The organism is Pseudomonas hormoni (genome assembly GCF_018502625.1).
In the GTDB taxonomy this organism is placed as follows: Bacteria; Pseudomonadota; Gammaproteobacteria; order Pseudomonadales; family Pseudomonadaceae; genus Aquipseudomonas; species Aquipseudomonas hormoni.
In genome coordinates this window covers 3,530,353-3,543,353 of the sequence record NZ_CP075566.1, presented here as the reverse complement: position 1 = coordinate 3,543,353, position 13,001 = coordinate 3,530,353, and the positions used below count along the sequence as shown (strand labels likewise).

Annotated in this window: 10 protein-coding genes; 8 read left to right on the top strand and 2 right to left on the bottom strand. The window is 58.1% G+C overall.

Features of this window, described 5'->3' with window-relative positions:
* Window positions 1-26 precede the first annotated feature (26 nt).
* The 7 genes from clpP (at window position 27) to KJF94_RS16500 (ending at window position 8,522) form a co-directional block, all read left to right on the top strand.
* Entirely contained in the window at window positions 27-662 is a 636-nt protein-coding gene (gene clpP / locus KJF94_RS16530) for an ATP-dependent Clp endopeptidase proteolytic subunit ClpP (protein WP_214377368.1), read from the top strand.
* A 112-nt stretch (window positions 663-774) separates the two neighbouring features.
* A complete protein-coding gene (gene clpX / locus KJF94_RS16525) occupies window positions 775-2,058 on the top strand; it encodes an ATP-dependent Clp protease ATP-binding subunit ClpX (protein ID WP_007946893.1) in 1,284 nt (427 codons plus the stop codon).
* A gap of 161 nt (window positions 2,059-2,219) precedes the next feature.
* On the top strand, window positions 2,220-4,616 hold the full coding sequence (gene lon / locus KJF94_RS16520; RefSeq protein ID WP_045060166.1) for an endopeptidase La: 2,397 nt from the start codon (window positions 2,220-2,222) through the stop codon (window positions 4,614-4,616).
* Window positions 4,617-4,763: 147 nt separating this feature from the next.
* The gene (locus KJF94_RS16515) at window positions 4,764-5,036 is read left to right on the top strand and encodes an HU family DNA-binding protein (protein ID WP_002552737.1); all 273 of its coding nucleotides are present in this window, start codon (window positions 4,764-4,766) and stop codon (window positions 5,034-5,036) included.
* A gap of 233 nt (window positions 5,037-5,269) precedes the next feature.
* The gene (locus KJF94_RS16510) at window positions 5,270-7,141 is read left to right on the top strand and encodes a SurA N-terminal domain-containing protein (RefSeq protein WP_214377367.1); all 1,872 of its coding nucleotides are present in this window, start codon (window positions 5,270-5,272) and stop codon (window positions 7,139-7,141) included.
* Window positions 7,142-7,372: 231 nt separating this feature from the next.
* Window positions 7,373-8,182, top strand: coding sequence for a DUF2242 domain-containing protein (locus KJF94_RS16505; protein WP_214377366.1), 810 nt, complete (start codon window positions 7,373-7,375; stop codon window positions 8,180-8,182).
* A 193-nt stretch (window positions 8,183-8,375) separates the two neighbouring features.
* Window positions 8,376-8,522: a hypothetical protein gene (locus KJF94_RS16500; protein WP_191623712.1), complete on the top strand. Its 147-nt coding sequence runs from the start codon at window positions 8,376-8,378 to the stop codon at window positions 8,520-8,522.
* 3 nt (window positions 8,523-8,525) lie between these two features.
* Here KJF94_RS16500 and KJF94_RS16495 read toward each other — a convergent pair whose 3' ends face one another.
* Complete coding sequence (locus KJF94_RS16495; protein WP_214377365.1) at window positions 8,526-9,566, bottom strand: AraC family transcriptional regulator; 1,041 nt, start codon at window positions 9,564-9,566, stop codon at window positions 8,526-8,528.
* A gap of 3 nt (window positions 9,567-9,569) precedes the next feature.
* Window positions 9,570-10,700, bottom strand: a complete 1,131-nt coding sequence (locus KJF94_RS16490; RefSeq protein ID WP_214377364.1) for a nitrilase-related carbon-nitrogen hydrolase — start codon at window positions 10,698-10,700, stop codon at window positions 9,570-9,572.
* Between the two features lie 209 nt (window positions 10,701-10,909).
* On the opposite strand from KJF94_RS16490, the gene KJF94_RS16485 reads away from it, so the two are divergent.
* Window positions 10,910-12,949 carry an oxidoreductase gene (locus KJF94_RS16485; RefSeq protein WP_214377363.1) on the top strand — a complete coding sequence of 680 codons (2,040 nt, stop codon included), beginning with the start codon at window positions 10,910-10,912 and terminating at the stop codon, window positions 12,947-12,949.
* Window positions 12,950-13,001: the final 52 nt, after the last annotated feature.

Below are 13,001 nucleotides of genomic sequence, written 5' to 3'. Positions count from 1 at the left end.
TAACTATTTGGGAGTGACTGCAGAGCATGTTCCGTAATTCGTATATTCAGCAGAACTCTGATATCCAGGCCGCAGGCGGCCTGGTCCCGATGGTTGTCGAGCAGTCCGCTCGTGGCGAGCGCGCCTACGACATCTACTCGCGTCTCCTCAAGGAGCGAGTGATCTTTCTGGTTGGTCCGGTAGAGGACTACATGGCCAACCTGATCTGTGCGCAACTGCTGTTCCTTGAAGCGGAAAACCCGGACAAGGACATCCATCTCTATATCAACTCCCCGGGCGGTTCGGTGACGGCGGGCATGTCGATCTACGACACCATGCAATTCATCAAGCCAAACGTGTCGACCACCTGTATCGGTCAGGCCTGCAGCATGGGCGCATTCCTGTTGACCGCCGGTGCCCCTGGCAAGCGTTACTGCCTGCCGAACTCACGCGTGATGATTCACCAGCCACTGGGCGGTTTCCAGGGGCAGGCATCGGATATCGAAATCCATGCCAAGGAAATCCTCTTCATTCGTGAGCGTCTCAACACGCTGATGGCCAAGCATAGCGGGCACACTCTTGAAGAAATCGAGCGTGATACCAACCGCGACAATTTCATGAGTGCAGAAGCCGCGCGTGAATACGGGTTGATCGATGAAGTGATCACCCAGCGCCCCGCTTAAAATAAGCAGCTCAAAATAAGGTGGGTCGGCTGGTCCGATCACCAGCGGGCTTGAAAAAGCCCGCAATAGCCTTCATCTTGTGTTGCAAGCCTATCGGATTTGGATCGAACGAATGACTGACACCCGCAACGGCGAGGACAACGGCAAGCTGCTCTATTGCTCCTTCTGTGGCAAAAGCCAGCATGAAGTGCGCAAATTGATTGCCGGCCCCTCGGTCTTTATCTGCGACGAGTGCGTCGACCTGTGCAATGACATCATCCGAGAGGAGGTGCAGGAAGCCCAGGCCGAAAGCAGCGCGCATAAATTGCCTTCGCCTAAAGAAATCAGCGGCATCCTTGATCAGTACGTGATTGGTCAGGAGCGTGCGAAAAAGGTTCTGGCCGTAGCGGTGTACAACCACTACAAACGCCTGAACCAGCGTGACAAAAAGAATGACGACGTCGAACTCGGCAAAAGCAACATCTTGCTGATCGGCCCGACAGGCTCGGGTAAAACCCTGCTTGCCGAAACACTGGCCCGCTTGCTGAACGTTCCGTTCACCATCGCCGACGCAACCACCCTCACCGAGGCGGGTTACGTGGGTGAAGACGTCGAGAACATCATTCAGAAGCTGCTGCAGAAGTGCGATTACGACGTGGAAAAAGCCCAGATGGGCATTGTCTACATCGATGAGATCGACAAGATCTCGCGCAAGTCTGACAACCCGTCGATCACCCGGGACGTTTCCGGTGAAGGCGTGCAGCAGGCCCTGCTCAAGTTGATCGAAGGCACGGTAGCTTCCGTTCCGCCTCAAGGTGGTCGCAAGCATCCGCAACAGGAATTCCTTCAGGTCGACACCCGTAACATCCTGTTCATCTGTGGCGGTGCGTTCTCCGGTCTGGAAAAGGTTATTCAAAACCGTTCCACCAAGGGCGGCATCGGTTTCAACGCAGAAGTGCGCAGCAAGGAAGAAGGCAAGAAAGTTGGTGAGTCCCTGCGTGAAGTCGAACCTGACGATCTGGTCAAGTTCGGTCTGATCCCGGAATTCGTCGGTCGTCTGCCGGTCCTCGCCACGCTGGACGAGCTTGATGAAGCTGCATTGATGCAGATCCTCACCGAGCCGAAAAATGCTCTGACCAAGCAGTACGCCAAGCTGTTCGAGATGGAAGGCGTGGACCTGGAATTCCGGGCCGACGCGCTGAAATCGGTCGCTAAACGTGCCCTGGAACGCAAAACCGGTGCCCGTGGACTGCGCTCGATTCTCGAAGGTGTGTTGCTCGACACTATGTATGAAATCCCCTCGCAGTCCGAGGTGAGTAAAGTAGTGATCGATGAAAGCGTTATAGAAGGCAAGTCCAAGCCACTGTATATCTACGAAAACAGTGAGCCGGCTGCCAAGGCCGCGCCAGACGCTTAAGCGTCACGCAGCTGGAATAAAGAAGGGGCCTTCGGGCCCCTTTGCTTTTTGCGCGTTTTAACCCTGTCTTTGCGCTTGTTTTTTTTGAAGGCAGCCCCCATCTTGGTTTCAAGCTTACTTCCATCTGTTTACGGCCTTATGGCCGCCGTAGAGGCGAAATCATGAAGACAACCATCGAATTGCCTCTCCTGCCATTGCGTGATGTTGTGGTTTATCCGCACATGGTTATCCCGCTGTTCGTGGGGCGCGAGAAATCCATCGAAGCCCTCGAGGCCGCGATGACGGGCGACAAGCAGATCCTTCTGCTGGCTCAGAGAAACCCTGCTGACGACGATCCCGGTGAAGATGCACTCTATCGCGTAGGTACGATCGCTACCGTTCTTCAACTGCTCAAGCTGCCGGATGGCACGGTCAAGGTTCTGGTCGAAGGTGAGCAGCGCGGCGCCGTGGAGCGCTTCAGCGAAGTGGACGGCCACTGCCGTGCCGAAGTCTCATTGATCGACGAAGTCGACGCGCCTGAACGCGAGTCGGAAGTGTTTGTCCGTAGCCTGCTGGCTCAGTTCGAACAATATGTGCAGCTGGGCAAGAAAGTCCCCGCAGAAGTCCTGTCGTCGCTCAACAGCATCGACGAGCCAGGCCGCCTGGTCGACACCATGGCTGCGCACATGGCCCTGAAGATCGAGCAAAAGCAGGAAATCCTCGAAATCATCGATTTGTCGGCTCGGGTCGAACACGTCCTGGCGTTGCTGGATGCCGAAATCGATCTGCTGCAAGTCGAAAAACGCATTCGCGGTCGCGTCAAAAAACAAATGGAGCGCAGCCAGCGCGAGTACTACCTGAATGAGCAGATGAAGGCCATTCAGAAAGAACTCGGCGACAGCGACGAAGGTCACAACGAAATCGAAGAGCTGAAAAAGCGCATCGATGCCGCCGGCCTGCCGAAAGATGCCTTGGCCAAGGCCCAGGGTGAACTGAACAAGCTGAAACAAATGTCGCCAATGTCCGCGGAAGCGACCGTGGTGCGTTCGTACATCGACTGGCTGGTTCAGGTGCCGTGGAAGGCTCAGAGCAAAGTGCGCCTGGACCTGGCACGTGCAGAAGACATCCTCGACGCGGACCACTACGGTCTGGAAGAAGTCAAAGAGCGGATCCTCGAATACCTCGCCGTGCAAAAGCGCGTGAAGAAGATTCGTGGTCCGGTGTTGTGCCTGGTCGGGCCGCCTGGTGTGGGTAAAACCTCGCTGGCGGAGTCGATTGCTCACGCCACCAACCGCAAATTCGTACGCATGGCCCTCGGCGGTGTGCGCGATGAAGCGGAAATTCGTGGTCATCGCCGGACTTATATCGGTTCGATGCCAGGAAGATTGATTCAAAAGATGACAAAAGTGGGCGTCCGCAACCCGCTGTTCCTGCTCGATGAAATCGACAAAATGGGCAGCGACATGCGTGGCGATCCGGCGTCGGCGTTGCTGGAAGTGCTGGATCCGGAGCAGAACCACAACTTCAACGATCACTATCTGGAAGTCGACTACGACCTGTCCGATGTGATGTTCCTGTGTACCTCGAACTCCATGAACATTCCGCCGGCGCTGCTCGACCGGATGGAAGTGATTCGTCTGCCGGGCTACACCGAAGACGAGAAGATCAACATCGCCGTCAAATACCTTTCGCCGAAGCAGATCACGGCCAACGGTTTGAAGAAAGGCGAGTTGGAATTCGACGCTGAAGCGATCCGCGACATCATCCGCTACTACACCCGCGAAGCCGGTGTACGTGGGCTGGAGCGCCAGATTGCCAAGGTTTGCCGCAAGGCGGTCAAAGAGCATGCGATGGAAAAACGCTTCTCGGTGAAGGTCACTGCCGACATGCTGGAGCACTTCCTGGGCGTGCGTAAATTCCGCTACGGCCTGGCTGAATCGCAGGATCAGATTGGCCAGGTGACCGGTCTGGCATGGACTCAGGTCGGCGGCGAATTACTGACTATTGAAGCGGCTGTCGTGCCGGGTAAAGGCCAGTTGATCAAGACCGGTTCCCTGGGTGACGTGATGGTCGAATCCATTACCGCAGCCCTGACCGTTGTCCGCAGCCGTGCGAAGAGCCTGGGGATTCCCCTGGACTTCCACGAGAAGCGCGACACACACATCCACATGCCGGAAGGGGCGACCCCGAAAGATGGCCCTAGCGCCGGTGTAGGCATGTGCACGGCCCTTGTGTCGGCATTGACCGGGATTCCGGTGCGCGCTGATGTCGCCATGACCGGCGAAATTACACTGCGTGGTCAAGTACTGGCGATTGGTGGTCTTAAAGAAAAACTGCTCGCGGCTCACCGCGGCGGAATCAAGACGGTCATCATTCCTGAAGAGAACGTACGCGATCTGAAGGAAATTCCGGACAATATCAAGCAGGATCTGCAGATTAAACCGGTTAAATGGATTGACGAGGTCCTGCAAATTGCGCTGCAATACGCGCCGGAGCCCTTACCCGATGTAGCTCCGGAGATAGTTGCAAAGGATGAAAAACGCGAGTCTGACTCTAAGGAAAGAATTAGCACGCATTAGTACGCATTTGCCTGGGTGGCTTGTTGACAGCTTTTTAGAGCCCTTGTTATAAAGCGGCTCTTAAGTGTCTGTAGGCCATTCAGCACTCGTTTTTGCTTTCACCAAAAAACTTAGAATCATACTCAAATAGATATAAGGGGACTTAGAGTGAACAAGTCGGAACTGATTGATGCTATCGCTGCATCCGCTGATATCCCGAAAGCTGCTGCTGGCCGTGCGCTGGACGCTGTAATCGAATCCGTCACTGGCGCTCTCAAGGCTGGCGACTCTGTTGTTCTGGTTGGTTTCGGTACTTTCTCCGTAACTGATCGTCCAGCTCGCATTGGTCGTAACCCACAGACCGGTAAGACACTGGAAATCGCAGCAGCCAAAAAACCAGGTTTCAAAGCCGGTAAAGCACTGAAAGAAGCTGTCAACTAAGTTCGATTCAGGTTTTTGCCTATCCGGGTCGGGGTCATGCCTGACCTGGCAGCGGAGCGGTAGTCCAGTCGGCAAGTCGCCGGTCCGAGACGCCGAGGGTCGCAAGTTCGAACCCTTGGTCCGCTCCGCCAGTTACGAGAAGGCGCATCCTCGGATGCGCCTTTCTTCTATCCGGATTCTACCCACGCTCCACGGTTGCCTAATTTTGAAGTTCAACCGTTTCTGGGGGACGCATGCTGCAGAATATCAGGGACAATTCACAAGGCTGGATTGCCAAGACCATTATCGGGGTCATCGTCGCACTGATGGCTTTGACCGGTTTCGACGCCATTTTTCAGGCCACCACCCATCGTAATGATGCGGCCAAGGTCAACGGCGAAGAAATCAGCCAGAACGAGCTGAGCCAGGCGGTTGATATGCAACGCCGTCAGCTCATGCAACAGCTGGGCAAGGATTTCGATGCTTCCTTGCTCGACGAAAAAATGCTGCGCGAATCGGCCCTCAAAGGCCTGATCGATCGCAAACTGCTGCTGCAAGGCGCAGAAAACTCGAAATTCGCTTTTTCCGAAGCGGCTTTGGATCAGGTGATCCTGCAAACCCCTGAATTCCAGGTGGACGGCAAGTTCAGCTCCGAGCGTTTCGATCAGGTCATTCGTCAACTCGGCTACAGCCGCATGCAATTCCGCCAGATGCTGGCTCAGGAAATGCTGATCGGTCAGCTGCGCGCGGGTCTGGCAGGTAGCGGTTTCGTCACCGACGCACAGGTTCTGGCTTTCGCCCGTCTGGAAAAACAGACCCGCGATTTCGCAACCCTGAACGTCAAGGCTGACCCGGCGGCTGTGAAGCTGACCGACGATGAGGTCAAGGCCTACTACGACGAACACGCCAAGGAATTCATGACGCCGGATCAGGTGATCATCGATTACCTCGAGTTGAAGAAGTCTTCCTTCTTTGATCAGGTCGCCGTCAAGGACGAAGACCTGCAAGCGGCGTATCAGAAAGAAATCGCCAACCTGTCCGAGCAACGCCGGGCGGCGCACATTCTGATCGAAGTGAACGACAAGGTGACCGAGGCGCAAGCCAAGGCCAAAATCGAAGAAGTTCAGGCCCGTCTGGCCAAAGGCGAGAAGTTCGAGGCCCTGGCCAAGGAATTCTCCCAGGACCCGGGTTCGGCGAACAACGGCGGTGACCTCGGCTACGCAGGCCCTGGTGTCTACGATCCAGCCTTCGAAACAGCGCTGTATGCGTTGGCCAAGGATCAGGTTTCGGCACCGGTTCGCACTGATTTCGGTTTCCACCTGATCAAGCTGTTGGGTGTCGAGGCGCCGGAAGTTCCGACCCTCGCCAGCCTGAAAGACAAGCTGACCAAAGAGCTGAAAACCCAGCAGGTCGAGCAGCGTTTCGTCGAGGCGACCAAGCAACTGGAAGATTCGTCGTTCGAATCCTCCGATCTGGCCCAGCCGGCGCAGGACCTGAAACTGACCGTTCACACCTCCAAGCCGTTCGGCCGTGAAGGTGGCGAAGGCATTGCAGCCAACCGTGCCGTGCTCACTGCCGCGTTCAGTCCTGAAGTGCTGGATGAGGGTGCCAACAGCACCGCCATCGAGCTCGATCCGGAAACCGTGATCGTGCTGCGCGCCAAGGAGCACCTGAAGCCTGCGCAATTGCCGCTGGAAAGCGTGTCTGCCGCCATCCGTGGTCAATTGGCCAAGGAGCACGCCAGTGCTGCCGCCAAGACCAAGGCTGACCAGCTGATCGCCAGTCTGCGCGAAGGCAAGACGCCACTGGACAAGGCAATTGATGGCCAGGCCTGGAAAGTCACCGCAGCAGCGACACGCGCTCAGGAAGGGATTGACCCTACCGTGCTGCAAGCGCTGTTCCGCATGCCGAAACCAGCCGCCAAAGACAAACCGACCTTCAGCAGCGTGACCCTGGCTGATGGCAGCCTGGTGATCGTGCGTCTGAACGGCGTCAACGAAGCCGCTGCACCGACCGAAGAAGAGAAGGCTCAGTACCGTCGCTTCCTCGCCTCGCGCATCGGCCAGCAAGACTTTGCGGCGTACCGCAAGCAGCTGGAAGCCGAAGCAGACATCAAGCGTTTCTGATGCCTGACTGAGTTTCCCGCAACACAAAGACCCCGACCGAAAGGTCGGGGTTTTTTGTGGGCGCAGGAAAAGTGGGCAGCAGCTATCCGTCGCCTGGGTTTTTTACCGAACGACTTTTCCCTGTAAATGGCAGTCATTACACTTGTAACTGTTTCAAGACACTAATCGGTGCGACGCTAAGCATCGATCTGTTGCACAATACGCCCCGGACCGTTTTCTTCAGGATGTTCAATGTTTAAATCATTTCCCGTGCGGGTTGTCGGGCTGGCTCTGGTGCTGGCGGCCGCGGCCGGTTGCTCGTCGAAAAAAGCCCCCATCTATGAGCATGAGAACTTCGACGACTCCGGAACGTTTTCGCGCAACTATCCGGTAACCGATGCGCAAACCTGCGAAGCCGCCCGTCGGGCGCTGCTCAGTCAGGGCTACATCATTACCAGCAGCGATCCGAAATTGATCAGTGGTCACAAAAGCTTCCAGCAGACTGGCGATACCCACATGGAGATCAGTTTCAGTGTGGTCTGTGCCGATGATGGCAGCGAAGGGCACCACGCCACCATGTTTGCCAACGCATTGCAGGATCGCTATGCGCTGAAGAAAACCAACAACTCCGCCAGCCTTGGCGTGGGCGTGCTGGGTTCGGTTTCGATGCCGATCGGCTCGTCCGATGATTCGATGGTCAAGGTCGCCAGCGAAACCGTATCGTCGGCGAAGTTCTACGAGCGCTTCTTCACCCTGGTGGAATTGTTCCTGCCGCCGGAAGCGAAAAAAGCCGCGCACATCGTCGAGAAACCGAAAACCGACCTGGGCGTGCCTGAAACCAAGGCCGCACCGGCTGCATTGGCGCCGGAGCCTGCACCCGCCGCTGAGCCGGCTCCGGCACCAGCCTCTGAACCGGTTGCACCGCCACCTGAACCCGCACCGGTTGCACCGGCTGAAAACGCCGAATCGGCCCCGTCGACGGAAAACGTCACGCCACCGCCGCAGTCGGATTTGCCTCCGCCGAGCGAGCCGATTCCGGCCATGCCGGTCACCAGCCAGTAATCGGCAACTGGCGTTCCGGGATCGGCTCACAGCTCATCGATCCCGGAACAGCGTTCAATCGCGTCAACCCAGGCCGTATTCCTACAGCCTTTATCGAAAAAATCCTGTGATAAATTCCTGACCGCCTGCTACGTTTTATTCAGTAGCGACGAAGCGTCGTGCCTGCGTCATTTTTCTTTCATGCGGGCACTTTATGCTCAAGGCGCTGGTCATTTATTCAAGCGTTTTTTCAATGAGCTGTGGGAGATTCACAATGGACGATTATCAAGAAGAGCTGCTCGAGTTTCAGGCGTTTGAACTGGACCCGCTGGAACCGGCGGAAGACGCTACCGAGTTGTAAGCGTCAGGCTGTTTGGCGGTGACTGCGGCGAAATTCGCCGGGTGTCTGACCGCTCCAGCGTTTGAAAGCGCGTTGAAACGCTTCGGCTGAGGCAAAGCCCAGCAGGTAGGCGATTTCACCGAACGCCAGTTCGGTATCGCGAATGTAGGTCATGGCCAGGTCGCGACGGGTGTCGTTGAGAATTGCACGAAACTGCGTGCCTTCCTCGGCGAGTTTGCGGCGCAAGGTCCAGGTAGGCAGCTTCAGGCGTGCCGCCACTTCTTCCAGGTCGGGTTCCCGGCCACCATTGAGCAACGGCCCCAGTAACTGAGTGATGCGTTCACGCAGGCTGCGGGTGCGTGTCAGTTGTTCAAGTTCCCGTTCACACAGTTGCAGCAGGTGCCGCCAGGTACTGGGGCAGTGCAGCGGGTTGCGCTGGGCGAGGCTGGCCAGGCTCAGACGCAGCTGGTTCTGTTCGGCGCCGAACTGGATTGGGCAATCACCCAATACCGCATACGCATCTCGGTAATCCGGTTCATCGAACTCGATTTCGATGCGCTCGGCGCTCAAGGGAACAGGGCTGACGCTGGACAATTGCTGCAACCATCCGGCAAGGATCGAATCCACCACGAAGCGGTTGTAGGCGTTGTAAGGGCTGATGGAATAGAACCGCAGCCAGGCGCCTTGGGCGTCTTCATGAAAGCTCGATTGGCCGCGATAGTTGGAACCGTACAAGGCTTCGAAGCGAATCAGGCAGCGCGCCGCTTCCCGTACCGTTGGCGCCTGCGCGGCGGTGACCCCGGCCAGACCGGCCTGGCTCAGGCGGCTGAGCTGGCCCATGCGCAAACCCAGCGCCGGGTTGTTGGTCAGTTGAATCGCGCCATGGCCCAGGCGCATGTAGCGCGGGATCGAGAGTCGGGCGCAGGCTTCGCTGAGGCGAGCCGGGTCGAGGCCATATTGATCGAGGAGGGGCTGAGGGTCCAGGCCGTGGCTGCGCACAGCGTCGGCCAGGCTATGAACAAAGCCTACCGACAAATCGCCCAGACGCACCGGCAACGGTTTCATGGCTTACAACCAGAGGTTCAGCAGTCGCGCGCCACGGACATTGCCACCGGCGAAATGCTGCCCGTTGCTGCTGAGAAAGCTTTGCCCGGCGCTGCCCTGGTCCCAGAACTGCCCGCGCAGGAACACACTCATGCCGGCAATGGCCTGGCTGCTGGGTGGTTGAGCGGTCAGTGTCAGGCGATGCCAGGCCTGGCCTTCGCTGAGCTCGCCGGCTTTGAGACTGACGGAGCCGGGCGTCGACAAACCTTTGTAACCGCGCCATGGCTTGTCCCAGGTACCGCGACCGCTGACGAACGCCGGGACCGCAACCAGCTTTGCGCCCTGATCGTCGAGTTTGCGGTAGTTATCCGGGTACCAACTGTCGCTGCCAATCAGCACACCAAGGCGCCCGGCCGGGGTGTCGACGACGTTGAGCGTGTGTTCGCCATTGGCCTTGATCACATCGTGCTCGGCGAAAATCGGATGCATCTGGCGCTGTGGCTGGCCAATCGGCAGACCATCGCGACCGAACACCACGCTGCTGTTGTACAGCGCGCCGCGGCCGATTTTCAGGCTGCCGTCGATGATGCTCGGCTCGGGCAACACGATGGAGCCCGCCACCAGTGTCACGTGAAATTCTTTCGCCAGACCACCGAACAGTGCCTGGTACTCCTTGGCCATGCCTTTGGCTTTCATGCGCAGGTGCGCATCGTCCAGGCGGTTGTCGCCCTTGGCGCTGATCAGGGCGCGGACGAACTTCAAGGGATTGCTCACCGCCAGCCAGTTCATGGCTTCCTTGATGGTGTTGGCCTGGTACAGCTCGTCCTTTTCGCCACTGACCATCAACCAGGTGCCGACATGTTCGGGCAGCACGACGATGGTTTTTTCATTCAACAGGCCCTGTTCCTGGGCTTTCTGCAGATAGGCCGCGAGTTTGCGGTGCAGGCGCTCGGCGCTTTGGTAGTCGGTGGGAAACAGTTCCGGCTGGATGCCCAGCAGGTTGCCGCGATCGGCAGGCGTGCCCTGATCGATGGCGAGATCGATCCGCAGGTCCGACAGGTAATGACCCACCGGACGGTCCGCGGCCCACATGGCGTAGGTCGTCAGGGCGGCAATCAATGCCATGGAGAAGGTCAGGTACAGAAGTTTGCGCATGGGAAAACAGTCAACGGCCGTGTGCAGGGTTCGATGACTAGGGTAGGGCCCATGTCAGCGCTTGCCAAGGGCTGCTGCACATTTAGATCATTAAGTTGTCAGTTACGGTCATTGAGCGGCCGGGGGAGTGCTCATAGTCTGTGCACATGACAGAGGGGCGCCAAAGAGCGCCCACACTTTTTCCGTGATCGCTCGTTGTGGAGTTACCGATGACCGCCGCTCATTACCCGCACCTGTTGGCCCCGCTGGACCTGGGTTTTACCACGCTGCGCAACCGTACCCTGATGGGGTCGATGCACACCGGTCTCGAGGAGAAACCCGGCGGTTTCGAGCGCATGGCCGCCTACTTCGCCGAACGTGCCCGTGGTGGCGTTGGCCTGATGGTCACGGGCGGTATCGGCCCGAACGACGAAGGCGGCGTGTATTCCGGCGCGGCCAAGCTGACCACTGAAGAAGAAGCGCTCAAACACCAGATCGTGACCCGCGCGGTGCACGAAGCGGGCGGCAAGATCTGCATGCAGATTCTTCACGCCGGTCGTTATGCCTACAGCCCGAAACAGGTTGCGCCGAGCGCCATTCAGGCGCCGATCAACCCGTTCAAGCCCAAGGAGCTGGACGAGGAAGGCATCGAGAAGCAGATCAGCGATTTCGTGACCTGCTCGGCCCTGGCGCAAAAAGCCGAGTACGACGGCGTCGAGATCATGGGCTCCGAAGGTTATTTCATTAACCAGTTCCTCGCGGCCCACACCAACCATCGCACTGACCGCTGGGGCGGCAGTTACGAAAACCGCATGCGCCTGCCGGTGGAAATCGTCCGTCGTGTGCGCGAAGCCGTTGGCCCGAATTTCATCATTATCTTCCGCCTGTCGATGCTCGACCTGGTAGAGGGCGGCAGCACCTGGGAAGAAATCGTGACGCTGGCCAAGGCCATTGAGCAGGCCGGTGCGACGATCATCAACACCGGTATCGGCTGGCACGAAGCACGGATTCCGACCATTGCCACCAAAGTGCCGCGCGGGGCGTTCAGCAAAGTCACCGCCAAGTTGCGTGGTTCGGTGAGCATTCCGCTGATCACCACCAACCGCATCAACACCCCGGAAGTCGCCGAGCAGATTCTGGCCGAGGGCGATGCCGACATGGTTTCCATGGCGCGGCCGTTCCTCGCCGACCCGGACTTCGTCAACAAGGCCGCCGCTGGTCGTGCCGATGAAATCAACACCTGCATCGGTTGCAACCAGGCGTGCCTCGATCACACGTTTGGCGGCAAGTTGACCACGTGCCTGGTGAACCCGCGGGCCTGCCATGAGACAGAACTCAATTACCTGCCGGTGCAGCAGCTCAAGAAGATCGCTGTGGTCGGTGCCGGCCCTGCGGGTCTGTCTGCTGCAACCGTGGCTGCCGAACGTGGACATCAGGTGACGTTGTTCGATTCGGCCAGCGAAATCGGCGGCCAGTTCAACATCGCCAAGCGCGTGCCGGGCAAGGAAGAGTTCTTTGAAACCCTGCGCTACTTCAACCGCAAACTGCAAACCACCAACGTCGAGGTCTGCCTGAACACCCGCGTCGACGTGGCGAAACTGGTGGAAGGCGGTTACGACGAAATCATCCTCGCTACGGGCATTGCGCCTCGCACGCCGGCGATTCCGGGCGTCGAGAACGCCAAGGTGCTGAGCTACCTGGACGTCATCCTTGAGCGCAAACCGGTGGGCAAACGTGTCGCGGTCATCGGCGCGGGCGGTATCGGTTTTGACGTGTCGGAGTTCCTGGTGCATCAAGGCGTAGCCACCAGCCTCGACCGCGAAGCCTTCTGGAAAGAATGGGGCATCGACACCCATCTGGAAGCACGCGGCGGTGTGGCCGGCGTCAAGGCCGAACTGCATGCACCGGCCCGTGAAGTGTTCCTGCTGCAACGCAAGAAAACCAAGGTCGGCGACGGCCTGGGCAAAACCACTGGCTGGATTCACCGTACCGGCCTGAAGAACAAGCAAGTGCAGATGCTCAACAGCGTCGAATACCTGAAGATCGATGACGAAGGCTTGCACATCCGCATCGGTGAAACCGGCGAGCCGCAAGTGCTGGCGGTGGACAACATCGTGATCTGCGCCGGGCAGGATCCGCTGCGTGAGTTGCAGGACGGGCTGGTCGCAGCCGGGCAGAACGTGCATTTGATTGGCGGCGCGGATGTGGCGGCGGAGCTGGATGCGAAGCGGGCGATCAATCAGGGCTCGCGGTTGGCTGCGCAGTTGTAATCACCGCAATCCCTGTGGCGAGGGAGCTTGCTCCCGCTCGGTTGCGCAGCAG